27 protein-coding genes and 1 pseudogene are annotated in these 25,045 nt (G+C 46.3%); 26 read left to right on the top strand and 2 right to left on the bottom strand.

Annotation, left to right across the window (positions count from 1 at the left end):
* Positions 1-17: 17 nt before the first annotated feature.
* The 4 genes and pseudogenes from LFX25_RS09265 (at position 18) to LFX25_RS09280 (ending at position 3,479) form a co-directional block, all read left to right on the top strand.
* A pseudogene (locus LFX25_RS09265) lies at positions 18-339 on the top strand (hypothetical protein).
* Positions 323-874, top strand: a complete 552-nt coding sequence (locus LFX25_RS09270; RefSeq protein WP_238729987.1) for a cob(I)yrinic acid a,c-diamide adenosyltransferase — start codon at positions 323-325, stop codon at positions 872-874. Before LFX25_RS09265 ends, LFX25_RS09270 begins: the two are co-directional and overlap by 17 nt.
* Positions 850-2,154, top strand: a complete 1,305-nt coding sequence (locus LFX25_RS09275) for a peptide MFS transporter (RefSeq protein ID WP_238729988.1) — start codon at positions 850-852, stop codon at positions 2,152-2,154. Before LFX25_RS09270 ends, LFX25_RS09275 begins: the two co-directional genes overlap by 25 nt.
* 50 nt (positions 2,155-2,204) lie before the next feature.
* Positions 2,205-3,479, top strand: coding sequence for a C40 family peptidase (locus LFX25_RS09280; protein ID WP_238729989.1), 1,275 nt, complete (start codon positions 2,205-2,207; stop codon positions 3,477-3,479).
* A gap of 111 nt (positions 3,480-3,590) precedes the next feature.
* Here the strand turns inward: LFX25_RS09280 and LFX25_RS09285 are convergent, their stop codons facing one another.
* Entirely contained in the window at positions 3,591-4,130 is a 540-nt protein-coding gene (locus LFX25_RS09285; protein WP_238729990.1) for a DUF1564 domain-containing protein, read from the bottom strand.
* 47 nt (positions 4,131-4,177) lie between these two features.
* Positions 4,178-4,801 carry an LON peptidase substrate-binding domain-containing protein gene (locus LFX25_RS09290; RefSeq protein WP_238731563.1) on the bottom strand — a complete coding sequence of 208 codons (624 nt, stop codon included), beginning with the start codon at positions 4,799-4,801 and terminating at the stop codon, positions 4,178-4,180.
* Between the two features lie 54 nt (positions 4,802-4,855).
* Between LFX25_RS09290 and rfaE1 the strand changes: the two genes are divergently transcribed.
* From rfaE1 to rplS, 22 genes are all read left to right on the top strand, one after another.
* Positions 4,856-5,869 carry a D-glycero-beta-D-manno-heptose-7-phosphate kinase gene (gene rfaE1, locus LFX25_RS09295; protein ID WP_238729991.1) on the top strand — a complete coding sequence of 338 codons (1,014 nt, stop codon included), beginning with the start codon at positions 4,856-4,858 and terminating at the stop codon, positions 5,867-5,869.
* Between the two features lie 2 nt (positions 5,870-5,871).
* On the top strand, positions 5,872-6,348 hold the full coding sequence (gene rfaE2, locus LFX25_RS09300; RefSeq protein WP_238729992.1) for a D-glycero-beta-D-manno-heptose 1-phosphate adenylyltransferase: 477 nt from the start codon (positions 5,872-5,874) through the stop codon (positions 6,346-6,348).
* A gap of 101 nt (positions 6,349-6,449) precedes the next feature.
* Positions 6,450-8,072 carry a CTP synthase gene (locus LFX25_RS09305; RefSeq protein WP_238729993.1) on the top strand — a complete coding sequence of 541 codons (1,623 nt, stop codon included), beginning with the start codon at positions 6,450-6,452 and terminating at the stop codon, positions 8,070-8,072.
* Positions 8,069-8,932: a 3-deoxy-8-phosphooctulonate synthase gene (kdsA, locus tag LFX25_RS09310; RefSeq protein ID WP_238729994.1), complete on the top strand. Its 864-nt coding sequence runs from the start codon at positions 8,069-8,071 to the stop codon at positions 8,930-8,932. The genes LFX25_RS09305 and kdsA overlap by 4 nt, the downstream gene beginning before the upstream one ends.
* A gap of 12 nt (positions 8,933-8,944) precedes the next feature.
* Positions 8,945-9,529: an LPS export ABC transporter periplasmic protein LptC gene (lptC, locus tag LFX25_RS09315; RefSeq protein WP_238729995.1), complete on the top strand. Its 585-nt coding sequence runs from the start codon at positions 8,945-8,947 to the stop codon at positions 9,527-9,529.
* Positions 9,526-10,896 carry an LptA/OstA family protein gene (locus tag LFX25_RS09320; protein ID WP_238729996.1) on the top strand — a complete coding sequence of 457 codons (1,371 nt, stop codon included), beginning with the start codon at positions 9,526-9,528 and terminating at the stop codon, positions 10,894-10,896. The genes lptC and LFX25_RS09320 overlap by 4 nt, the downstream gene beginning before the upstream one ends.
* Before the next feature lie 9 nt (positions 10,897-10,905).
* Positions 10,906-11,631, top strand: a complete 726-nt coding sequence (lptB, locus tag LFX25_RS09325) for an LPS export ABC transporter ATP-binding protein (RefSeq protein WP_167450780.1) — start codon at positions 10,906-10,908, stop codon at positions 11,629-11,631.
* Positions 11,628-13,049, top strand: coding sequence for an RNA polymerase factor sigma-54 (gene rpoN, locus LFX25_RS09330; protein ID WP_238729997.1), 1,422 nt, complete (start codon positions 11,628-11,630; stop codon positions 13,047-13,049). Before lptB ends, rpoN begins: the two co-directional genes overlap by 4 nt.
* 2 nt (positions 13,050-13,051) lie before the next feature.
* Positions 13,052-14,017 (top strand): HPr(Ser) kinase/phosphatase, encoded by a 966-nt coding sequence (gene hprK / locus LFX25_RS09335; RefSeq protein WP_238729998.1) that lies wholly within the window; start codon positions 13,052-13,054, stop codon positions 14,015-14,017.
* On the top strand, positions 13,989-14,252 hold the full coding sequence (locus LFX25_RS09340) for an HPr family phosphocarrier protein (RefSeq protein WP_118965807.1): 264 nt from the start codon (positions 13,989-13,991) through the stop codon (positions 14,250-14,252). The genes hprK and LFX25_RS09340 overlap by 29 nt, the downstream gene beginning before the upstream one ends.
* A 16-nt stretch (positions 14,253-14,268) precedes the next feature.
* A complete protein-coding gene (locus LFX25_RS09345; RefSeq protein WP_238729999.1) occupies positions 14,269-16,059 on the top strand; it encodes an LIC_11548 family sensor histidine kinase in 1,791 nt (596 codons plus the stop codon).
* Between the two features lie 8 nt (positions 16,060-16,067).
* On the top strand, positions 16,068-17,414 hold the full coding sequence (locus LFX25_RS09350; RefSeq protein ID WP_238730000.1) for a sigma-54-dependent transcriptional regulator: 1,347 nt from the start codon (positions 16,068-16,070) through the stop codon (positions 17,412-17,414).
* Entirely contained in the window at positions 17,407-18,258 is an 852-nt protein-coding gene (locus LFX25_RS09355; protein ID WP_238730001.1) for a hypothetical protein, read from the top strand. The genes LFX25_RS09350 and LFX25_RS09355 overlap by 8 nt, the downstream gene beginning before the upstream one ends.
* Entirely contained in the window at positions 18,255-20,198 is a 1,944-nt protein-coding gene (gene priA, locus LFX25_RS09360; RefSeq protein WP_238730002.1) for a replication restart helicase PriA, read from the top strand. Before LFX25_RS09355 ends, priA begins: the two co-directional genes overlap by 4 nt.
* A gap of 24 nt (positions 20,199-20,222) precedes the next feature.
* On the top strand, positions 20,223-21,170 hold the full coding sequence (gene fmt, locus LFX25_RS09365) for a methionyl-tRNA formyltransferase (protein WP_238730003.1): 948 nt from the start codon (positions 20,223-20,225) through the stop codon (positions 21,168-21,170).
* The gene (locus LFX25_RS09370) at positions 21,167-22,162 is read left to right on the top strand and encodes a PASTA domain-containing protein (RefSeq protein WP_238730004.1); all 996 of its coding nucleotides are present in this window, start codon (positions 21,167-21,169) and stop codon (positions 22,160-22,162) included. Before fmt ends, LFX25_RS09370 begins: the two co-directional genes overlap by 4 nt.
* Complete coding sequence (gene rpe, locus LFX25_RS09375; RefSeq protein ID WP_238730005.1) at positions 22,159-22,803, top strand: ribulose-phosphate 3-epimerase; 645 nt, start codon at positions 22,159-22,161, stop codon at positions 22,801-22,803. The genes LFX25_RS09370 and rpe overlap by 4 nt, the downstream gene beginning before the upstream one ends.
* A gap of 133 nt (positions 22,804-22,936) precedes the next feature.
* Positions 22,937-23,203 (top strand): 30S ribosomal protein S16, encoded by a 267-nt coding sequence (rpsP, locus tag LFX25_RS09380; RefSeq protein ID WP_238730006.1) that lies wholly within the window; start codon positions 22,937-22,939, stop codon positions 23,201-23,203.
* A complete protein-coding gene (locus tag LFX25_RS09385) occupies positions 23,203-23,433 on the top strand; it encodes a KH domain-containing protein (protein ID WP_100765313.1) in 231 nt (76 codons plus the stop codon). Before rpsP ends, LFX25_RS09385 begins: the two co-directional genes overlap by 1 nt.
* Entirely contained in the window at positions 23,426-23,956 is a 531-nt protein-coding gene (gene rimM, locus LFX25_RS09390; RefSeq protein ID WP_238730007.1) for a ribosome maturation factor RimM, read from the top strand. The genes LFX25_RS09385 and rimM overlap by 8 nt, the downstream gene beginning before the upstream one ends.
* A complete protein-coding gene (gene trmD, locus LFX25_RS09395) occupies positions 23,946-24,614 on the top strand; it encodes a tRNA (guanosine(37)-N1)-methyltransferase TrmD (RefSeq protein WP_118956548.1) in 669 nt (222 codons plus the stop codon). The genes rimM and trmD overlap by 11 nt, the downstream gene beginning before the upstream one ends.
* Positions 24,611-25,039, top strand: coding sequence for a 50S ribosomal protein L19 (gene rplS, locus LFX25_RS09400; RefSeq protein WP_238730008.1), 429 nt, complete (start codon positions 24,611-24,613; stop codon positions 25,037-25,039). The genes trmD and rplS overlap by 4 nt, the downstream gene beginning before the upstream one ends.
* The last annotated feature ends 6 nt before the right edge of the window (positions 25,040-25,045 follow it).

The following is a 25,045-nucleotide window of genomic DNA, read 5'->3' on the forward strand; positions in this document are numbered from 1 at the left end:
CTGTCAATGTTGCCCGGATCCGTCCGGGCCGATGTTTTGGGGCGAAAGAATCCGCCTTCGTTTTATCCACTGCGAACTTCCACTCTGGTTCCGGGAACGGAGGTGAAAGTTTTTATATTTTTTTCCTAAAGTCTCGTGTGGAGGGAGCCGACAATCAATTTAGGAAACTTTTGTCAAAATATTACTTAAATCGGTTTTTGAAAGCAACTCTTTTCCTTCACGTTATAAAAAAAGTCCTTTTCTTTCCGTCGCACGTTCCCATTGTTTTGATCGTATTTTGTCTCTTCCTATCAGAAGGAAGAACGTTGCGAGCTTAAGAACTATGAAAATCTATACTAAAAAGGGAGATTTCGGTCAAACCTCTCTTGCCACCGGTTCCAAGGTTTCCAAATCGGATCGTAGAGTAGAACTCTACGGAACCGCGGATGAACTCAATTCAACGATCGGGGTCGTAAGATCCTTTTTGCCTTCCGGCTCCGAACTTCATTCTCCCCTGGAAACGATTCAAAACCTCCTTTTTGAACTCGGCTCTGAACTAGCCGGGTTTCGACCCAAGGAAGAATCCTGCATCTTAGAATCCGATATTACGTTTTTGGAAACTGCAATCGATCGGATGCAGGAAAAACTGGAACCTCTGAAAAAATTTATCCTTCCCGGCGGAACGAAGGCTTCTTCTTTTTTGCATATCTCGAGAACGGTTGCGAGAAGACTGGAACGGGAAATGGTCCGCTTTAAGGAAGAAGGTCTTGAAATTCTTTCTCCGCCGTTGATTTTTATGAACCGCCTTTCGGATTATTTTTTTGTGGCCGCGCGTTTTGCGAATTTGGAAGAAAAGATTCAGGAACCGATATGGACGTCCAGAGCAAAGGGATAAATCGTCATCCGAAAGGTCTCTGGGTTTTGTTTTCTACGGAAACCTGGGAACGATTCAGCTTTTACGGAATGCGAGCCTTACTCGTGTTATTCCTAACGAAGGTCTTTCATTTTTCCGATCCGAACGCGAATCGAATCTACGGAATTTATACGGGACTCGTGTATCTTACTCCGTTGATCGGCGGTTATCTGGCGGATCGTTATCTGGGTTTTAAGAAATCCATTTTTTTAGGAACCACATTGATGATGTTCGGACATCTCAGTCTTGCGTTCGAAACGAAATCGTTTTTCTTTTTGGGATTGGCGCTTCTGATCATAGGAGTCGGTTTTTTTAAACCGACTATTTCCACGGTGGTGGGGAGAATCTACGAAGCCGAAAACAAAAATCACATGAAAGATTCAGGATTCACCATTTTTTACATGGGAATCAATCTCGGAGGATTCTTAGGGCCTTTGTTCTGCGGTTATTTCAGCGAATCGTTCGGCTGGGGTTACGGATTCGGAGTAGCGGCTTTCGGAGTATTTTTCGGAATTCTGATTTTCTTATTCGGTAGAAAGAGATTCGATGAAAAGGTTTTCGAAGCCGGTAAGAAGAATCATCTTAGCGAAAGTCATAGACGATCCCCTCTTACGGTAGAGGAAAAACAAAGAATCGCGGTTATTCTCATCTTTACCGCATTTGCCATTATCTTTTGGGCCGTGTTCGAACAAATCGGCTCTTCGATGAATCTTTTTATCGATCGTCACGTGGACCGGAACTGGTTCGGATACGACATCCCCACGCCGTTTTTTCAATCCTTAAACCCTTTGTTGATTTTGGTTTTAGCGCCGATCATCGCCTCGTTTTGGACGGCGCTTGCAAAACGGAATTGGAAGCCGGACACTTCGACCCGATTCGCTTACGGATTTTTCATACTCGGACTCGGGTTTCTGATTTTAACGTTAGTCACATTGGACTTCCGTTTAGGCCATAAGATTCCGGCGATTTGGCTCATTTTGATGGTGGTCTGCATCACCGCGGGGGAATTGTTCACTTCTCCCGGAGGGTTGTCCCTTGTGACAAAACTCGCACCGAATCATCTCGGCGGTTTTATGATGGGGGTTTGGTTTCTTTCCAGCTTTTTCGGCAACATTCTCGCGGGAGAACTCGCAGGTTTGATGAGAACTGACAGTTTCCCCAAATTCTTCGGCATGTTCGCTTGTCTGGCTTTTTCGGGAGGAATCGTTCTATTCCTTGCGCGAAAAAAATTCCAGTTCTGGATGCACGACGGAGACCGCTGAAGCGAACAGGAAGTTTCTATATTCTAAGATTTGTATATTAGGAGATGCTGATGTTTCGAATTTCCAAGATTTTTTTGATTCTTTTCTGGATTCCCGTTTCCTTGTTTGCCGATCCGTTTTCCGATCTGCTCAAGGAGGATTTCGAAGCGGGTCAAACCCTGCTCATCCGCAACTCCGTCTTTCAAAGGTTAGGCGGGAAATCCAAGGATCCGAAGGTGATCGAAATCACGAAAAACACGATTCCCTGGGCGATCATGGAAGGGCTCGCGCCCGATACGATCGCGGATCTGATCGTAAACCAATACTATGTTTCACTTTCCGGAATGCGTTTTACCGAAGCGGAAGACGCCATCCCGATTCTTTCCAAACAAAAACTTTCCGATAAGGATTTCGTTTTGGTTTCCTTATTCGTAAAGGAAACGGACAAGGCCGGAATTCGGGAAGAAATCCGAAACGTTTTCCTATCGACCGCGCTCAAATCCCGTTGGGACGGCTTTTCTATTTTGGCCGGTGGACGAGCACTTATCGCGGGAAAATACGCGGGCATTCCCGAGAACAGACTCGCTTCCCGAGTGTTGAGTCTGATTCCGAGCAAAGGAGCGAGTTCTTCCTTTGAAAAAACGGATTCGGCTTTTCGCCAAGCGATCTTTTTTAATCCGACAAACGACCGTTACACGCTCGCCTCCGATCTTTTGTCCCAATTGAAATCCCTGCACGAAGGCACCAAAAGCAGATCCTTGGATTCTTGGACGGCGACGATCGCGACGGCACGGACTTTGGATAGCGGTCTCGATTCCGCCGGAGAAGTGGTCATCGGAGACAGACCGAAATTCGGATTTGAGGAAAATATCCCGGAACCTCCCTTGGTCCCCGAAGTCGAACCGGACGTTCCCGTTTCACCGGGAAAATCCGACTGGGAAACATTACGTTCTTCTTATCTACTTTCCGTGGTTAAGGAATGGGTCGGAACTCCGTATTACTGGGGAGGTACTTCCAAAAAAGGCGTGGATTGTTCCGGATTTACGTTCAGTTCTCTTACAGATAAACGAGTGGGGGTTCCTGCAAAAATCGTTCCTCGTCTCGGAAGAGATCAGGCCAAATCGGGAAGCGGCGTTTCGCATAACAATTTAAGGGCGGGAGATCTGATCTTCTTTTCCGCTTCTCCGAATCAAAGTAAGATCACCCACGTAGGTCTTGTCATCAGCGACAAGGAATTCGCACACGCTTCTTCCACGAGAGGCGTGGTCATCGATAAGATTTCGATGAAGTGGTGGATCGACCGTTATGTGACATCGCGGAGGGTGTTTAAAAAAGTGGAATCCTGATCGGGATTTCCACTCTTTTGTGAGAACCGTCTGCGGGTGATTGTTTTCTATGCGAGCTGATTCTATTGATCGGGGAATCAGCTGGATTTACGGCGATTTTTGATACTTCGGTTAAGAATCGAACCAATCGCGGTAGTCGAGTACGTAAAATGAATTGATCGGTTCCGTTTCCAATCGACGCGCAATCGTATTTTGGAGCAGATCGAGGTGGAGGATATAGCTGTAAGATCGGTGGAAGGTGGGACCTCCTTCATTCATCGTATTCACGATAGAATCCCCGACTCCAACCTCATCCAACCACAATAAATAATTAAAAAGATAACAACGTGAAACTCCATGCATCTGCGCCAATGCGCCGAGAAACGCCCAACTTCCCGTGCTCACCCGAACATTCATTCTCAACATATTATCTTTCCCGGGCGAAGGCTGATATAAAGTCTTTCTTGCATTCACTCCCAAACGATTCACCGTAGTTAAATACTTGCCGTATCGTTCCAAAAGAATCGGAATCCTCTTCGCAAGGTTTTTTTGTGTCGTTTCGGGATAACGAGTCCAAGTTGTTTTGGGAATCAGAAGGGTAACAACCTCCGATCTTCTTTCTTGAAGTTTAGATCGAAGTTCACGATTCGAATTTAAAAGCAGAACACCCATACAAGAAGGCGGTTCCGCAATTCTTCAACTCGGCTCGAAATTCCAATCTATTCTTTCAGATTGAGTTCTTCCACGATCTGCATCAGAATTTTGGTCTTTTCCATCGGATTCGGATCGACCAAAATTTCCTGTTTTTTGGAGAATTCGAAGTTGAGAATGGACGCGATAAAATCGATGGGAAACGGATGTGTCATGAGTTCGTTCATTCGAAGGATCAGATCTTCTCCCGCACCTTCGGAAAGAAGAATTCGCTTGGTTAAGAACAAAAGCCGTTCGAAGATTTTTTGAAAATCCTCATCCTTTAAGTATTCGAAGTTCGGTTCGATCTTTTCGATGCGGGCCACTCGAAACGGTTCCACGGTTTCGTAGTCGATAAGTTTGGCGATTCCCTTTCCTTCCAGAAGAATATTGGATCTTCCGTCGGGCAGAGGGTCTCTTCGAATGATTTTCCCCCAACCGAAAACGGTTTCAATCTCAGGATGTTTGGAGGGCGCCCTCGACTTTGCGGGAAGAATCGGAGCCACTGCCAATTCTTCTCCCGATTCCATACAATAATCGAGCATCAACCTATATCTCGGTTCGAAGATGTGAAGAGGTAAATACGTCCCTGGGAACAGAATGATTTCCGGCAACGGAAAGATGGGGACAGTAGTGGTTGACACGGGAAGGATACTATAACTGCTTAGAGAGAAACCGTAAATCAAAATCCCAAGGATCGGTAGAATTTGTATTATCTGGATCGAAATCGTTTTCAATCTTCCACGGCAAACCTTAAGAATCTGAAAATCATCGTCATCGGAGATTTTATCTTGGATGAATATCTCATCGGAGAAGTGAATCGAATTTCTCCCGAGGCTCCCGTTCCCGTAGTCTGGGTTCGCAAGGAAAAGATCACCTTAGGAGGAGCCGGAAACGTCGTGAAAAATCTATCGAGTCTCGGCGTTCAATCCATCGTTTTAGGAAGAGCGGGAAAAGACGAGAAGGCAAAAAGTTTAATCGGACTTCTTGAAAAAGAAAACACGGACATCGGTCGAAACTTTTTCATACGATCCGAAGACGTTCCCACCATTCTTAAAACGAGAGTGATTGCAGGTCATCAACAGGTTTGCAGAATCGATAAGGAAGAATTAAAACCCATCACGAAAAAAGAAGAGGACGAACTTCTGCAAGCGTTCTTGGAACGAATCGATTCCGCAAACGCGGTCGTACTTTCCGACTACGACAAGGGAACCTTAACGCCTAGAATCATCCAAGAAGTTTCACGGATCTGCCTGGAGAAAAAAAAGATCGTAACGGTCGATCCTCAGGTCAGTCATTTTTTTCTTTACCAAGGTGTGAGTATTCTGACTCCGAATCATCACGAAGCCGGTAAGGCGATCGGAAAAAAATTAGAAAACGATTCCGAGGTTTTAAAAGCCGCCGAAGAAATCTCCGAAAAACTTTCCTGTCCTTCTCTTATGATTACGAGAGGGGAAAAGGGAATGAGTTTGTATTTGGCCGCAAAAAAAGAAATCTTTCATATTCCCACGGTTGCGCGCGAGGTATTCGACGTAACCGGAGCGGGAGACACGGTCATCAGCGCTTACACTGCCTATCACGCGGCGGGACTAAGCGAACTCGATGCGAGTATCGTTTCAAACGCCGCGGCTGGAGTAGTCGTCGGAAAACTCGGAGCGGAAACGGTCACCCCCGACGAACTCGAAGCCTCACTTCAATCTAGGGGAAGTTTTCAAAAGTAAGAATGGACTTAAAGACTCATATCATTCCCTGGGATCAAGCGGCAAGTTTTGCGGACACCATCCGCAAAGACCGGAAAATCGTTTTTACCAACGGCTGTTTCGACTTGGTTCACAAAGGTCATATCACCTATCTTTCCCAGGCTCGGGAACTCGGAGATTTTCTCTGGGTTGGAGTCAATGCGGATTCTTCCGTGAAACGATTGAAAGGAGAACAAAGACCTGTCGTCGGAGAGGACGATCGAGCGCTTCTTCTTTCCAACCTGAGATTTGTGGATGCGGTAACGATTTTTCCGCAAGACACTCCGCTGGATCTGATTCGACTCGTCAAACCCGCAGTTCACGTCAAAGGCGGGGATTACAAGGCGGAGGATCTTCCCGAAACTCCGGTCGTTCGTCAATTCGGGGGAGAAGTCAAAATCTTGCCGTTCGTACCCGGAAAATCCACCTCGCTCCTCATCGAGAAAATCCTGAAACTCTAAAACGAAGTCCTGAACTTTTTTTGGAGACAGAATTCTCGGAAATTCCTGTTTGAATTTCAAGAAACACTAAAAAACTCTGTTCTGAAAGGCGGGAATGCAAGTTGTCGAGAACTAAGTTTATCTTCGTAACGGGAGGGGTGAGTTCCTCACTGGGAAAAGGAGTCACGGTCGCGGCTCTGGGTTGTTTGTTGGAAAGCAGAGGTTATACGGTTTCCCTTCAAAAAATGGACCCTTATATCAATATCGATCCGGGAACGATGAGTCCGTATCAGCATGGAGAAGTTTACGTAACCGCCGACGGAGCCGAAACCGATTTGGATCTCGGTTACTACGAACGTTTTACACATTCCAAATTGACACGGAAGAACTCCGTATCCACCGGTCAGATTTATAATACCGTCATTCAAAGAGAAAGAAAGGGAGACTATCTCGGTCGTACGGTGCAGGTCGTTCCTCATATCACGAACGAAATCCGTAATCGGATGTACATCGTAGCTCGGGAAGAAAATCCCGACTTTATCATCGTCGAAATCGGAGGAACCGTCGGAGACATCGAATCCATTCCGTTTTTGGAAGCGATCCGTCAGATGCGTTACGAACACGGAAGTTCCAACGTCTTATTCGTTCACCTAACCTTGGTTCCCACGATCACCGCCGCCGGGGAAGCCAAAACCAAACCGACGCAACATTCCGTCAAAGAACTTCTTGGACTCGGAATTCAACCGGACATTCTCGTCTGCCGCGTTTCCCAACCGATGACCAAGGAAATGAAGAATAAACTTTCCCTCTTTTGCAACGTGAAGGAGGAAAACGTAATCTCCGCAAGCGACATCTCCACGTCCATCTACGAAATTCCCAAAATGTATAAGGAAGAAAAACTCGACGAGGTCGTTCTCAAAACGATGGGAATGGAACTTAGAACTTCCAACTTCAACGAATGGGATTCGATGGTCAAAGGACTTCTTACCACGAAACAAACCGTTCAAGTCGCCGTTGTCGGAAAATATATTTCCTTACAAGACGCATATCGTTCCATTTATGAAAGTCTATCGCACGGAGGAATCGCACACGATACGAAAGTAGAATTCGTAAAGATCGATCCCGAAAATCTGGATAAGGACAACGTGGAAGCTTCTCTGAAAAACGTTCAAGGGATTCTGGTTCCCGGAGGATTCGGAGATCGAGGAATCGAGGGAAAAATTCTCGCGATCCAGTATGCAAGAACCAAAGGAATCCCTTTTTTCGGAATCTGTCTCGGAATGCAATGCGCGGTGGTGGAATATGGAAGAAACGTTCTGGGACTCAAGGACGCAAACTCTACCGAAATCAGACCGGACACCGAACATCCCGTGATCTCCCTTTTAGAAGAACAAAACGACATCGAACAGATGGGCGGAACGATGAGACTCGGTTCGTATCCCTGCAAGATCAAAAAAGATACGCTTACATACAACGAATACAAATCGGAACTGATCCACGAACGACACAGACATAGATTCGAGTTCACCAACCGCTATAAACAACAATATGAGGAAAACGGAATGGTTATCGCGGGAACTTCTCCCGACGACAACCTCGTCGAAATCGTGGAAATTCGCCAACATGACTGGTTTATCGGAGTTCAATTCCATCCGGAATTTCAATCCAAACCGACTGCGCCGCATCCTTTATTCGCTGGATTTATCCGTGCCGCCGTGAAATACTCAAAGAAAGGAACATCATGAGAGACAATACCTGCACCAAGAGAGATTTTCTAAACGGAAGTAAGATCGGGGGAGACGAACCTTTCTTTTTGATCTCCGGTCCCTGCGTTATGGAGAATCGAGATCTGCTGGATCGTGTCTGCGCCGAGATGATCGAAATCTGCGCCGAACTCAAAATTCCTTATATCTTCAAAAGCAGTTTCGATAAAGCGAATCGTTCCTCGGTGAATTCTTACAGAGGTCCGGGACTTGCGGAAGGTATTAAAAATTTAGAATATATCAAAAACAAGTACAACGTTCCGGTTCTTACCGACATTCACGAAACGCATCAGATCGCACCCTTAAAGGACGTAATCGACGTTTATCAAATCCCCGCATTTCTTTGCAGACAAACCGATCTTATCGCCGAATCCGCAAAAACGGGAAAATGGGTGAACGTGAAGAAGGGTCAGTTCTTAGCTCCCGCAGACACTCGTCACATCGCGGTTAAGATGAAAGAATCCGGAAGCGACAAATGTCTCGTGACCGAACGGGGAACTAGTTTCGGTTACGGAAATCTCATCTTTGACGGAAGAGCGGTCCCGATCATTCACGGATTCGACATTCCGGTCGTGTTCGACGCGACCCATTCGGCTCAGCTTCCGGGAGCGGCGGGCAACAGCACGGGCGGACAAAGAGAATTCATACCGAGCGTCCTTCGTTCCGCCGTTTCTCTTGGAATCGAAGGAATCTTTATGGAAGTCCATCCCGATCCTGAAAAAGCACTTTCGGATGCGACGACTCAATATCCGCTTTCCGAAATCAAATCTCTACTCAAAGAAATGATCGGACTGGATCGTTATATCAAAAAAGAGATCCTCGTTTCCAGACCTCGATCGTAACCGGTTCTTTCCATGAAACGCAACACAGGCAATCTGCTTCGGATTTTTTTCCTACTGATCGCCTGTGGATTGTCTTCGTTTCTTTTCGCGAATTGCAAAAAAGTAAATTACGAAAGAGTGGAGAAGGAACGGGAAAGCGGAGCTAACGTTTCCATACGCAACTTCAAACGGGAAGCATACGACGCCCAAGGACAACTCCAGTGGGAACTGCGCGCGGAAGAATCCTACGTTTACGTGAACGATAATAAAACGATCTTTTACAACATCGATTTCGATCAGTACGAAGGCGGAAAATTCAAATCCAAACTTCTCGCCGAAAAAGGGGAGATCAATCACAAGACAAGATTGATGATTCTGGAAGGAAAAATTTTCTTACGAACCGAAGACAACAAAACCCTCATTGCCAAAACGATGGAATACAATATGGATACGAAAAAACTCGTCTCCGATTCGGAAGTGACCGTAAGCGCGGACGGAACCACGATCCGAGGAATCGGCCTTCGCGCAGACAAGGATTTGAATAAGTTCACGATTCTAAAACCGAGCGCGATCACACAGGGAGGCACCAATCCGCTCAAAGCGGCCGGTTCTCCATGATTCGAAAATTTATATTCTCCATTTTAATCGTCTTTGCGTTTTTACCGTATTACGGAAACGTAAAACCTCCGATTCCTATCGGAAGCGAAACCGCGGACAGAAAGCTCGTCAACGTTCTTCCGGAAAATCCGGAAAAGAAAAACACAACTCCGAACTTCGCGACTCTTTGGGGAGGATCTTCTTTGACGCAGGAAGACAAAACGATTTCCGGTTTGAAAGTCACCGCATTTATCCTCGAAGGGGGCGCGTGGATTCAACACAAAAAAGTAAAACTCTCCGCAAACCAAATCGAAGTCTTGGGTAAGGACGCGTTTAAGGGATTTTTACGCGGAGGAGTTGTCGTTCAAGACGGAGACAACGGAGTCACGCTGCGCGCAGGAACGGGAGAATACGATAAGTTCGAAGAAAAGGTATTTATCAAAGATCGTCCGCGGCTTTTCCATACGGATAAAAGCGGAGTCAAAACCGTAATTTCCGCGACGTTTATCGAAAGAAATCTCGCCAAGAAAACGACTCTACTTAAGGAAAACGTAATCATCGCACATCCGCAAATCACCATTCTTTGTAAGGAAGCGGTTTTTGACGAGGATGGCGATAAGATCACTACCGATCCCGATCCGATTCTCATCGCAAAGGACCGCTATCTCACCGGAAAGGAACTTACATTCTACACGAATAGCAACAAAGTGGAGTTAACCGGAGAAAGTATTCTTTTTCAAAATTATACCGAAACGGAAACGGTGGAAAACAAGGACAAAAAGGATTCTCCGAACGCCGAAGAAAAGATCAAACGCGAAGTCACTCGAGTCGCGATTCTCAAAGGCGATCAGATCGTAAGCGATAAGGACGAAACCGGAGAAACCAGGGTCGGCCTGTACGGAAACGCCACCTTGTATCGACGCAATCTAAAAATGAATGCCGAAAAGTTAGTCAGCTACGGCAAAAATTCCTCTAAGATCGAAGCCAGAAATCAGATCACGGTTCACGATCGGGAAAACCGATTGATCCTTTCCGGGAATGTCCTTGACTACTTTAAAAACGACCAGTACATTCATTTGACCGATTCGGGGAAGATCGACTTCTTAGATAAAAAAACGGACGCAATAACAAGCACGATCACCGCCGTAGAATTCGAACGGTTTATGGATAAGAATGAAACCGTAATCCGAGGAAACGTTCTTATAGAAGGAAAGGATTCTTCCGCAACGGGAGAATACGCCACGTATTTTGAAAAAGAGGAAAAAGTGTATCTTGAGGGAAATCCGATGTTGCGAAAAAACGGCAGAGACATACATGCAGGAAGAATCATATTCTTTCCGAGAGAAGGTCGCGCGCTTTTGACGGACGGAATCGTTCCCGGAAAGTAAGCTAAGAATATGAGCAAAACCTTCCGAATGGATAATCTGGTCAAGGTCTACAACAAAAGAAAGGTTGTGGACGGGGCCAGCTTTAATATCAAAAAAGGGGAAGTCGTAGGACTCTTAGGCCCGAACGGAGCCGGAAAGACGACTTCTTTTTATATGTCCGTGGGATTCGTAAGACCGGATTCGGGCAAAGTTTACATCGACGGACAAGACGTAACCGATTCTCCGATGCATATCCGAGCGAGACTCGGAGTGGGTTATCTCGCGCAAGAAGCGTCCATCTTCCGTAAATTAACCGTCGCCGAAAATCTGGAAGCGATTCTGGAAACGATGAATCTTTCCAGAGAAGAGATCATCCAGCGAAGGGATGCGCTTCTGATCGAATTGCAGATCATGCGTGTCGCCAATCAAAAGGGTTATACTCTTTCGGGAGGAGAAAGAAGACGCTGCGAGATCGCAAGGGCGCTCGTAACCAATCCCGACTTTATCCTGTTAGACGAACCGTTTGCGGGCGTCGACCCGATCGCGGTCAAAGACATTCAAACCGTGATTCAATCCCTAAAGGATCGAGGGCTCGGAATTTTGATCACGGACCACAACGTGCGTGAAACGTTGAAGATCACGGACCGCGCCTATATCATGTACAGCGGAAGAATTTTGATTTCCGGTTCCACACACGATCTTGTCAACGATCCCGAAACGAGAAGAATCTATCTGGGCGAGGATTTTACGCTGTGAATCTCAGTCACTCACTGGTTCAAAAACAAACCCAGAAACTGGTGATGACGCAGGACTTACGACAGTCCATCGAACTCTTGCCCTTATCGACTTTGGAGCTTTCGGATCGGATCAGTTCGGAGCTTGTGGAAAATCCCATGCTCGAGGAAGAATACGCTTCCGAAAGAAACAGAACCCCCGATCTCTACAGCCGGGACGATCTTCGTAGAAAAGAAAAGAACGACTTTATCAAAAATTCGGACGTGTCTTGGCAGGATAATTTTTCCTTGGACAAAGCGGGCAGCGCAGGTTCGGACGCATCGGATCGAAATCAGAAATACATCGAGTCTTCTCCCGAAAAAAGTTCTTTGTCGGAGCATTTGCTTTGGCAGCTCCGGCTTTCCAATTTAAAGCCCGATGAAATTTCCATCGGAGAAATTCTGATCTCGATGCTCGACGATCACGGTTTTATCACGATTCCGATTCCCGATCTTTGTGCGGAAATGAAGTTGAACGAAAAAAAGGTCCGTAAGGTTCTCGATCAAATACAGAGACTCGATCCGATCGGAATCGGAGCCCGGGATGTTCAAGAAACTCTCTTGATCCAAGCAAAAATCCTTAAACCCGAGGATGAAAAACTTCATACACTGATCCGCGACCATATCAAGGATTTGGAGAAGCTCGATTACAAATCGATTTCCAAAAAGATGGAACTGTCCCTCGAAGCAGTGGAGGCTCTCGCGGCCGAAATCAAAAAGCTCGAACCGTATCCCGCCACGCTTTACACTCCGAATAAACCGGACTATGTGATCCCCGACGTGATCGTGCGCGAAGTGGAGGGGGAATTCGACATCTACATCAACGATGAATGGATTCCCCGGCTCAAAATCAATAAAGAATATAAGAATATTCTAAAAAACGCAAAGGAAGCCGACAAGGAATACATCAACACAAAACTCAGTTCCGCGGAATGGCTGATCCGATCGGTCAATCAAAGAAGACAAACCTTATTCAAGGTGACTTCCGCCATCATCGAAATGCAGACTCCTTTTTTTCAAAAGGGAATCCAATTCATTAAACCTCTGACCCTTAAAGACATCGCCGAAAAACTGGAGATGCACGAGTCCACGGTTTCAAGAATCACGTCCAACAAATACATACAGACTTCCCGGGGAATTCTCGAGTTAAAATGGTTTTTCTCTTCGGGAGTTCGTTCTGCGGAAGGAGGAATCGAATCCTCCAAAAAAATCCACGACCTCATCCGCAATCTCGTTCGGGAAGAACAATCCGACAATCCTTTGTCCGATCAGGAAATCGTGGAGGCGATTCAGAAACAGGGAATCGAAATCGCGCGCAGAACCGTCGCGAAATACAGAAAGATCTTGAAGATTCTCCCGTCTAGTCAGAGAAAAAAAGTGAAATCATTGGAGTCCAGATAACCATGTCGATGCCCGGAATCAACGTTTCGAATATTCTCAACGAACACGAAGAGTTGGGTCTGCGTATGCTCGCGGGTGAAAAAGGGCTCACAAACCGGATCAACATGTCCGAGATCAATCGTCCCGGACTTTCTCTCACGGGATTTTACGAAAGTTTCGCACACGACCGGATTCAGATTTTCGGTAAAGGAGAATGGGCTTACATCACTTCCAGAACTCCCGAAGATCTAAAAAAGATCGCAGCGGATTTTTTCAGCTTCCATCTCAACTGCATCATCTTCACGCACGGAAACATGCCTCCTCCGATTTTTGTGGAGAACTGCGAACAACTAGGTATTCCCTTGATGATCTCGGACGTTTCCACGCATAAATTCATCACTTTGATTTCGGGAATTCTAGATCGAAGCCTCGCACCGAGAACGATGCGGCACGGAGTTTTGATCGAAGTATTCGGGATCGGAATTCTTCTTTCGGGAAAGAGCGGGGTGGGAAAAAGCGAAACCGCTCTCGAACTCATCGAAAGGGGGCATCGTCTCGTCGCGGACGACATGGTGGAAATCCGGAGACTTTCTGAAAGTTATCTGATCGGAACTTGTTCGGATTTATTAAGGCACCACATGGAAATCCGTGGATTAGGAATTTTGAATATTAAGGATATATTCGGAATCGGATCGGTGCGCGACCACAAACTCATAGAACTCATCATTCATCTGGAAGAATGGACCGAAGACAAGGATTTCGACCGAACGGGACTCGAAAACCCCACCGAAGAACTGTTAGGCGTTCAAATTCCTCTGATCAAGGTTCCGGTTCGTCCCGGAAGAAATATTCCGATCATCGTGGAAACGGCCGCGATGAATCAGCGTTTGCGCAAACTCGGCAAAAACGCGGCGCAGGAATTCAATCAAAAATTGAGTCAGTATTTACAGCAGGGCAAAGTTGAAAGAAATTCTCCTCAAAATCAATGAAAACGGAACGGGAATGCACGCAAGACCTGCGTCCGTATTCGTCAACTGCGCGTCCAAATTTCCCTGTGAAATCACGGTCGTAAAGGACGACGTGGAAGTAAACGGGAAGAGCATCATGGGACTCATGATGCTTGCGCTCGCACCCGGTAACGAATTCAAGATTCAAGTCAAGGGCGAAAAGGAAGACGAAGCCTTGGAGGCTCTGAGCAATATCGTAAACAACGATTTCGTTTAACAAAAACCGAGACCTCATGAACGACGAAACCAGATACTATCTAAGGGATCTTCTGATCTTAGGTTTGATCATCCTGCTTTCCGTTGTCCTCGCGGAATTGATCCAATTTTCCGGCAAGGATTCGTTTCCGGAAGATATCGGATTTCTGGATCGAATCGTCGTTTATATCTTTTATTTCATTCCTCTTTTTTCTCTTTCCCTTCTGATCTCCTATTTTTACAGAAACAAAAGAAATCTGGAAACGGGCAGACTCAAAAGTTCGATCCGATATCGTCTAACGTTGTCGTTTATCTTCGTCGCGCTTCTTCCTTCGGTTCCGATTCTCTTTCTTTCCTCGAACATCACCGGAAAACTCTACGAACGATTTTACGGGATCGACGTGGAAGAGGCGCTTTCATCCGGGGAAATGCTGATTCTAAACGAAGAAAAGCCGAAAAAGAAACTTCTCGTGGAAAAGACGCGCCTGTTGGAAAGTTTTTTACGAATGCAACCTTTGAGTCTCGAGGCGTTGATCGGAGCCGCTTCAAAATTGAATCTGATCCAGAGCGACGAATTCTATGTGGGAATTTACGAAAATGAAAAATCCGTTTTGGAAAACCGCGGATTAAAATATAGGCCGATCGATAAGAATTTCAAGATATTCTCTAAAGCTTCGGAATGGACCGAATTCTTAAGTTATCGTCCCGATTATTGTATGTATTTTATCCGAGTTCCGTTTCCGATCGGCAATTACGTTCTTCAAACCGGGATCCGAATCCACAAAGGAGAAGAGAAAATCGTATATTCTTTGATTTCTACGAGGAGGAATTACGATCGCGCGGACTTGGCAAAGGAAAAACTTCCGTATCGAATTCGCTTAACGTTCAGCATCATCACCGTTTCGATTTTTCTATTGGCGATTTACTTCTCTCTTTTGTTTGCGAGAAAGATCTCCAGACCGATCATCGAACTCGCCAACGCTACGCAAAAAATTTCTATGGGTGAAACCGATATCAACCTTGAAATCCGCGAAGCGGGAGAAATCGGAGCGCTTATCGATTCTTTCAATCAGATGGTTCAGGATCTGAAATCGAAAGACGCGGAACTCATGCGCAGTCAAAGAATCGCCGCCTGGAAGGAAGTGGCGCAGAGAATGGCGCACGAAATCAAAAATCCGTTAACACCGATCCAACTCTCTGCGGAGCGAATCCGCAGAAAAATGAAAACGGAAAATATAGAACAGTTTCATGAAATCGTAGCGACGGGAACGGACACGATCATCAAACAGGTGCGCGTTCTAGAACACCTCGTGAACGAATTCTCCGATTTTGCGCGCATGCCCGCGCCGAAACTCATCAATCAAAACTTGGAACCCATTCTTCTGGAAGCCGTAAAGTTATTCGAACACACGCCGAAACTCAAAATCACCACGAACATCGCGAAAGGATTTCCGCAGTTATTTCTGGATCAGAAAATCATACTTCGCGTTTTTACGAACCTCGTAAAAAATTCCGTGGAAGCGATCGAAAGAAAACGCGAAAAAGAGGGAACTCCCGATTACGAAGGTTCGATTTTAATCTCGGCGACATTGACAAGAAAGATTATGCGAAGAGTAGCGATCATTTCGATCGAAGACAACGGAATCGGAATCTCTCCCGAACTGCAGCAGAAAGTGTTCGAACCGTATTATTCGACGAAAAACAGCAACACCTCCGGAATCGGTCTCGCGATCGTGCAGAAAAGTGTGATTGACCACAACGGGCACATCTCTGTAGATTCTTCCCGTATGGGCGGTTGCCGTTTTCAAATCGAACTTCCCGTATCCTAAACCGTTCCATGAAAATTTTTATCGCAGACGACGAACCTGAAATCCGAAAATCACTGAAAGAAATTTTAGAGGACGAGGATTTCGAAGTGGAAACGTTTTCCACGGGCAAAACTCTCCTCAAACAACTCAAAAGCGAACGACCTTCTTTGATTTTGCTCGACGTTTGGCTCGGCAGAGAAGACGGAATCGTCGTTCTGGACGAATGCAAAAAACTATATCCTACGCTTCCCGTTTTGATGATTTCAGGACACGGAACGATCGAGATCGCGGTCGCAGCGACTAAAAAAGGTGCGGTCGACTTTTTGGAAAAACCTCTTTCCATCGAAAAGGTTTTGCAGGCGATAGAGAACGTCATCAAACCGGAGGAGAAATTCTCCGCATCCGATATTAAATTAGAATATGATGAAATACTAGGAAACTCTCCCGCGATTCAAAAAGTGAAATTCGCGATCGCGCAAGCCGCGGCGACGAACGCGCGCGTATTCATCTACGGCGAGAACGGAACCGGAAAGGAACTCGTAGCGAAAACAATATTCAAAAATTCTAAAAGAGCCGATCAACCTTTCGTCGAAATGAACTGCGCGGCGATTCCGGAGGAACTCATCGAATCGGAGTTATTCGGATTCACCAAAGGGGCGTTTACCGGAGCCACCGATTCCAGAATCGGAAAGTTCGAGGCGGCAAACGGAGGAACCTTATTTTTAGATGAGATTTGCGACATGTCCTTGTCGACGCAGGCTAAGGTGCTTCGCATCCTCCAAGAGCAACGATTCGAAAAACTCGGAAGTACCGAAACGATCACGGTGGACGTTCGCATCATCGCCGCGACCAACATCCCCGTGGAAGAAGCGATCCGAGACGGAAAATTTCGCGAAGACCTTTACTATCGTTTGAACGTGATTCCGATCACGATTCCCCCATTGCGTGAACGAACCTCGGACATTCCTTTATTAGTAGATTATTATATAGCAAAAACCCTGGAAGAGAACAACCTTCCGCCGAAAAAGATCGAATCCGAAGCCGTTTCCATTCTACAAAACCACTTTTGGCCGGGAAACATCCGAGAACTAAAGAACATCATGGAACGTCTTTGTATCATGACCGTGGGCGCGACGATAACCGCGAACGACGCGAGAGACGCCTTGAAAGGATTCAAAACCGCAAACGAAATGGTGGAACTCGGAGACTTCCGAAAGGCGAAAGAGGAATTCGAAAGACAGTATATTATAAAAACATTACAGACAAACGAAGGCAACGTAACCCGGACCTCCCGCGTCCTGGGAATCGAACGTTCTCATCTTTACAGAAAGATGAAGTCGCTTAACATTTCCTCGGATCAATATACGGATGGATAAGGAAATACTCACAGGTCTGGGAAGAATCCTGGGCGATCTCCGTTTTTTGATCCAAAAAAGACAGGTTCCGATCCTGCAATTGGGCGGAGAAAAACCGCCCGAAACCACGGAACTCGTATGGAAAGAAGACTGGAGCCCTTCCGGACAAACGTCTCAGTCGCACGACCTGGAATTGGAAGCGGAAGGCATCCAAGTCCGCAGACCCGCCAAGGCCGCGGAACGAAACTTCGTCTGCAAACTCTGTGCGGATCGAATCAGCGCGGTTCGAAACTTTCTCATCAAGGGAAGAAAACCCGTATTAGTACTTCATTATACCGGGGAGATCGCACCCGGCCGTCCTTCGTTTTCCAAAACTTCTCCCGATCAGATTTTTAGAACGAAGGAGGCGGAGGATCTTTTCGGAAGAATGATCCAAAAACAATTCGGCTTCAATCATCGGGAATTTTATTACCAGGAATATCCCGCTTGCATCTTCGCTCATTCCAAATCGAACGCGCAGGATTGGAAGCGCAGAACCGAAACGTGTGAGGCTCAGGTTAAGGAAACGATCGATTCCGAAAAGATCAAAGGAATCATTCTTTTGGGAACGAGTGCGATCGCGGTTTACGGAAAAGAAAAGGCGCTTGAGATGATGGGAAGAACGTTAGACTTTCTTCCCGGCATTCCCATGATCGTATTACGATCTCCCGAAGCGATCGTAGCGATCGAAACCAAACGCAAACATTTCAAAGGTGATAAAGAATCCTTCGAATTCGAGACGATCAAAAAAGAGGAGATCTCGATCAAGGAAAGTATTCTTACCCAACTCGCCCTGTTCCAAAACAAACTCAAGGACGTCCTTTGATTCACTACGCCGAAGTTGCTTTCGATCTTCCGGTGGAAGAAGACACGTTCACATACGAGGTTCCGCCGAACACGCGGATCGGCGTCCGCGTTTTAGCGAAACTCAGAAATCGGGAAGAAGAGGGGATCGTAGTCTCCGTTCATCAGAACGAACCGAAATACAAGGTTCTTCCGGTGGATAAGATCATCGATAAAACGCCGATCGTTCTTCAGGAACAGATCGATCTCGCGTATTGGATGAAGGATCAATACATCGCCTCTCTCGGAGAATGTATCTATAAGATGATTCCTGCGGGAAGAAGGCAGGTCAAACTCGAGGCATTTCCGTCGGACGCGGAAGGAAAACCGGTAACGTTAAACGAAGAGCAGAATGTCGCTTATCAAAATATTCTTTCCACCTTCGGACAAACCGCGGTTCATCTTTTGTTCGGGATCACCGGCTCGGGCAAAACGGAAGTTTATATCCATCTCATTCGGAAGGCGCTGGAAACTCCGAACCGCTCCGTGATTCTTCTCGTACCCGAAATCAGTTTGACCTTTCATATCATCCGCAAACTGGAACTTATCTTTCCGGGACAACTCGCGGTGCTTCATTCGGCGCTGAAGGTTTCCGAAAAATTCAAGGCATACAACGAACTCTTGAGCGGTAAAAAAAGGATCGCGGTCGGAACGAGAAGCGCGATCTTCGCTCCGGTTTCGAATCTCGGCCTCGTAATCATCGACGAAGATCATGATTCTTCCTTTAAGGAACATTCGAGCCCGAGATACCACGCGCGTCAGGTCGCGATGCAGCGTTGCAAAACAAACAACGCCGTTCTCGTCATGGGAACCGCCACGCCTTCTTTGGAAATTTATCACCTCGCCAAAGAAGGAAAGATTCATCTTCACACTTTGACCAAACGACCCGAAGGGGTTCTGCCCCCGACCGTCCGCATCGTGGAGAATCAAAAGGAATCGAACGTTCTCAGTTCGGAACTTTCCTTTGCGATCAAACAGCGATTGGATAAAAAAGAACAGGTCATTCTTCTTTTGAATCGAAGAGGATACAGCCCTTTGATTTTTTCACCGGCGACTTCCTCGTATGTTCCTTGTCCGAACTGCACGACCAATCTTTGTTATCACAAAAAAGGAACGGCGATCTGTCATCTCTGCGGTCATACCGAAACCTTGGATTCTTTGGAAAAAAGAATGGGGGAAAGTCTGACCCTCAAGGGAACCGGAACGCAGAAGCTGGAGGAGAATCTTCTCGAAGCGTTTCCGAATACGAGAGTGGAACGACTCGATCAGGATTCGATCCAGGACCGAAGTTTGTTAAACGAAGTCATATCCCGTCTTCTGGGGGGAGAAATCGACATTCTCACCGGAACGCAGATGATCGCAAAGGGACTTGACGCGTCTCAGGTTACGTTAGTCGGCGTTTTGAACGCGGGAATCGGACTCGGACTTCCGGACTTTCGAGCCAACGAACGAGTCTTTTCCCTTTTGACCCAGGTCGCAGGAAGGGCAGGCCGTTCGAAGCTAAAGGGAGAAGTGTTGATCGAAACCAACGCTCCCGATCATCCCGTGATTCAAATGGCGACGAGTCAAAACTACATTCAATTTTATGAATCCGAAATCCCCGTTCGGAAGGATCTTTTTTATCCCCCGTTTTCAAGACTTGTTCGAATCGTTTCCCGTTCCAAGGACGAACAGGTTTCGCTCGATACCATCGAACTCGTATTCGGCGTTTTGAAAAAATACTTTCCTTCCAAGGATACGGTTTTGCTTGGACCCGCTCCTTGTCCGTTTTATAGAATCGATTCCAACTTCCGCAATCATATCATTCTCAAAACGTCTTCTCTTACGGCTTGGAGAGAAATTTTTAAAAAAGAGATTCGTCCTTTGAAACTTTCCAAAAAAGTGTATTTGGAAATCGACTTCGATCCTCTGGATTTGGTGTAAAAAAGTTTTAGGACACGCGTTACTATGAAAATCGGTTATTTTGGAACCCCGGAACATTCCGCAAAACTTTTACAAGCGCTCCTCGATTCTAAACTTGCGGAAGTTTTGTTCGTCGTTACGAACCCGGATCGAGCCAAGGGTCGGAGCAGAACTCCCGAACCCGGCCCCGTCAAAAAAATCGCGCTCGAACACAATCTTCCCGTGTTTCAATACGAATCGATCAAGAAGGAAAAAGAAAAAGCTCTCTCCGATTTCGGTTCCTTTCCGGCCGATCTTTATGTGATCTTCGCATACGGTTCCATTCTTCCCGGAGAAGTATTCGATCATCCTCCGCTTCGCTCGATCAACTTACACGGCTCCTTGCTTCCGGATCTGCGCGGCGCTTCTCCCGTGCAAACGGCTCTTTGGAAAGGATATACGAAATCGGGAATCACGATCCAATACATAGGCGAGAAGATGGACGAGGGAGATATCCTTCTGAGTAAAGAAGTGGAAATTACTCCCGAAGACGATACGGGAACTTTGATGGACAAAATTACGAATGCGGGAATCGAATCGATTCTTCGGCTCTTGCAGAGGTTCGACGGGAAACCGTTTTCGGCGACTCCACAAGATCACTCCCGAGCGACGTATTGCGGAAAGATCAAACCGGAGGATCGGATTTTAGATTGGACCCTCGGAGCGGACGAACTTCACAACCGAATCCGCGCCTTGTATCCGGATGCTGTGGGAACTACCACATTCCGGGACAAACGACTTAACATCCTGAAAACAAGACATTCTTCCCTTCCTCCCGAATCGAATCCAGGGCCCGGTAAATTGAAACGGTTGGACAAAAAAGGCCTTCTTACGCAGTGTGGTGATGGTAGATTTCTGGAAATTCTGGAATTGCAACCGGAAAATAAAAACAGGATGTCTGCATCCGATTTTCTCAACGGTTTCAGAATCCAAGAAGGGGAAATATTCGGGTGAATCAGGAACAAATCAAAGAAAAGTATCTTCCGATCGGAGGTTACATCTTATTCTTAGCGGCCGGTCTTCTTTTATTTTTCAGTGCGGCCTTCTTAGTCGTATTCGTAAGAACCAAAAGTACGGCAAAGGTGATCGTTCCCGATCTCGTCGGAAAATCCTATCCCGAAGTTCACAACGAACTCAATCGTCTTCAATTGAAAGTGCGTCTGGAAAACAAACGTTACCCGGACAAAACAGACGGAATCATTTTGTATCAATCCATTCGTCCCGGAAGAGAAATCGAAGCGGGAAGTAAAATCGTTCTGACAGTAAATACGGGACTCGACCGCTTGATCGTTCCGGATGTAAGAGGGCAGTCCATCGATTCCGCAAAAGCCAACCTCCAAAAAGTTCTCTCCGGAGAAACTTACGTGGAACTGCAGATCGGCGGAATCACTTACATCGAACCGCAAGCGGACCAACTGCCGAACACCGTCATCGATCAAATTCCGGAGCCCGGCAAAAACACATCCGCAAGAGAAAAAGTATTCTTACTCGTGACCAAGGCTCCGAGCAAAACCAAGGAAGAATTCTCACCGACTTCTTTTCAAGGAGCTTCTTTTCCCTTAGTTCAAAAAAGCCTAACTCGTTCCGGAATCAAAAGTAGAGTGGAGGAAATCGTGAACACGAGAGTTCGCTCCGAAAACGGACTTGTTTCCTCCGCGAGATTAGAAGGAGACGAGGTTCGTTTTAAAGTATATTACTTCGAACCGGAACTCGCCGTGGAAAGCGGTTACGAACTTTTTTCCTATGAAGTCGGAGACGATGGAAATTACAAAGCGGTTCTGAAAAACGAAAATCGGGAAGAAGCGGACGTATTGACGCTTCCCGTCGCTCTGAAAGACGGAGAAAAATTCCAAACCGTATTCTACCGCAAAGGCACCGCCAAACTTACGCTGTTAGACGCATCCGATTCCAAAGTAAAATCCAAATCCTACGAGAACGAACTTTGAAAATTTCCGCATCCATCTTAGCCACAAAACTTACCGAACTCGGAAAAACCGTTCCTGATTACGATCCGACCGCCATCGATCTGATGCATATGGACGTCATGGACGGAAACTTCGTTCCGCAGATCAGCTTTGGAGAAGCCCTCAGCAAAGAAGTCAAAGCGCTCACATCGATTCCCTTGGACGTGCATCTCATGGTTTCCAAACCGGAGAATCACGTCTCCAAATACTACGAACTGAATCCGTATTGTATCACCTTTCATATCGAAACGACGGACTTTCCCGTTCGTCTCGCGCAGGAAATCAAAAGCCACGGAACCAAGGTGGGAGTTTCCTTAAACCCGGGAACACCGGTTTCCCACTTAGAAAACGTTCTGCCTTATATCGATTTAATTCTTCTGATGACCGTAGAACCCGGATTTTACGGACAAAAGTTCATCGCAAACGGAATGGAAAAAATCCGCAAAGCGAAAGAACTCATCGGCTCCAGACCGATCGAACTCGAAGTGGACGGCGGAGTCAATGACACGAACATTCAAGAGTTAAAGAAGAACGGAGTGGATATCGTTGTAGTCGGCGCCGGACTTTATAAAACGGGCAATCCCGTAGACAACGCGAGAAATCTCAAATCTATCGCGAAATAAACAACTTTGTCGTTTCCTGACGGATCATTCCTTGACAGGGGGACATATTGTCCAATATTGGTAAAAATCATGCATTCTTTTTTCGGACGTTTTCGATCCGAAACGGTAGAATGGGTTAAAAGGAAAACATCCCTTGGTAAAGCTTAGATTACAAAGAACTGGAACCAAACACGATCCTCATTATAGAATTGTTGCCGCTGACAGCAGAGCGCCTAGAGACGGAAAATTCGTTGATATCGTGGGTCATTACCATCCAGCGCAAATCAAAGAACAGACTACCTTCAACAAAGAGAAAATTCTTACCTGGCTGAAAAACGGGGCTCAACCGACCGGAACCGTTCTGAACCTGTTTAAAAATGCAGGAATCTGGGCAGAATACAAAACCGCTCTGAAGAAGTAATGGAAGAATTACTGAAGTACATTGTTGCTTCTCTCGTTGAATTTCCCGATGAAATCGTGATTCGGGAAATCGAAGGGGAAGAGCAAAACATCATCGAACTCAGAGTTTCCCCCAAAGACGTGGGAAAGGTCATCGGCAAGAACGGTCGTATCGCAAAATCCCTGCGCGCGATTCTTACTGCGGCTTCCGTAAAAGCAGGAAAAAACTTCTCCTTAGAAATCATTGACTGAAGAGTGGATTTCACTCGGTCAATTGGGCAAACCCTTTGGAATCAAAGGGTGGTTGCGTTTCAATGTCCGTGAATCCGTTCTCACAGAAATCAAACTTCCGGTCGTTTTAAAGCTCAGTAAGCCGGATCCGAATTTTCCCGTAAAAGAAATCACTCTTTTAGAAATCAAACCGCACACTGGAAAGTTTGTCGTTCGTTTTGAGGGAGTTTCGACCCCCGAAGAAGCGGAAAAATGGATCGGAGGTCTTTTGCACTTACCGCAAAACCTTCTTCCAAAAATCAAAACCAAAGACGAATTCTATATCCGGGATTTGATCGGTCTCCAAGCCGTGGATGAAACCGGAAACCTTCTCCATTGGAAACTCACCGAGGTTCAGGACAATCCGGCGCATCCGATTTTGATCTTTGCAAAACAGGATGGGGAAGAAGTTCTCATACCGTTCATCGGAGTTTTTGTCGGGAAAGTCGACGTCCAAGCAAAAACCGTCGTATTGATTCGACCGGAGGTTTGGAATGAAGTTTAACTTCATCACTCTTTTTCCCGAAAAGATACAATCCTATTTTTCGGAAGGTCTTCAACAAAAGGCGATCGAGTCGGGAGTATTCTCCGTGAATCTCGTACAGCTGCGAAACTTCTCCGGAAACAAACACAACCGCGTGGACGATACGATTTACGGCGGCGGTCCGGGAATGCTCCTGCGCGTGGAACCGATCCACAAAGCGCTTTTGTCCTTGGGAGAAGATAAGGGAACCGTTATTCTCACTTCTCCTTCCGGAGTTCCGTTTCACCAAGGCATTGCGACCAAGTTGAAAGAAGCTGGCAAACCCTTGACTTTCATTTCCGGTTATTACGAAGGCGTGGATCACCGTGTTGCAGAACATCTAGTTGACATGGAAATGTCCCTTGGAAATTATGTATTATCTGCCGGGGATTTGGCCAGCATTTGTATCGCGGATGCGGTGTCCAGACTTCTGCCGGGTTTTTTAGGGGCTGACGAAAGCCTTCTGGACGAGTCTCACAACCGTCCTGATGTTTTGGAATATCCCCAATACACAAAACCCTCGGAATACAATGGATGGAAAGTTCCTGACGTCCTGCTCAGCGGCAACCACGCACATATAGAAGCGTGGAGGGAACAAAATAGAAAGAAGATCGACCCCGATCAAGAGAGGAAATTATGAATCAACTTTTAAGAGAAGTATTAACTCCGGACGCTGAAAGAAAACAAAACTTCGCAGTAGGCGATACCGTTAAAGTACATTATAAAATCGTTGAGTCCGGAAAAGAAAGAATCCAGGTTTACGAAGGGGTAGTAATCTCCATCGCAAACGAAGCAAACGGAAAGTCTTTCACCGTTCGCAGAGTTTCCTACGATATCGGAGTGGAAAGAATTTTCCCTCTGTTTTCCCCAAGAATCGCAAAGATCGAACTGATCCGCAAAGGTAAAGTAAGAAGAGCGAAACTCTACTACCTCAGAAACCTCGCTGGTAAAGCGGCTCGTATCAAAGAACTCAAGGGCGGTAAAACTCTCGTGAGTGAAGATAGAAAAAGACAACAGCAGGAAGATTCCGCTGCGGCTGCAAAAGCGGCGGCTCCCGCAGAATAAACCGGT

The organism is Leptospira sanjuanensis (genome assembly GCF_022267325.1).
GTDB lineage: Bacteria > Spirochaetota > Leptospiria > Leptospirales > Leptospiraceae > Leptospira > Leptospira sanjuanensis.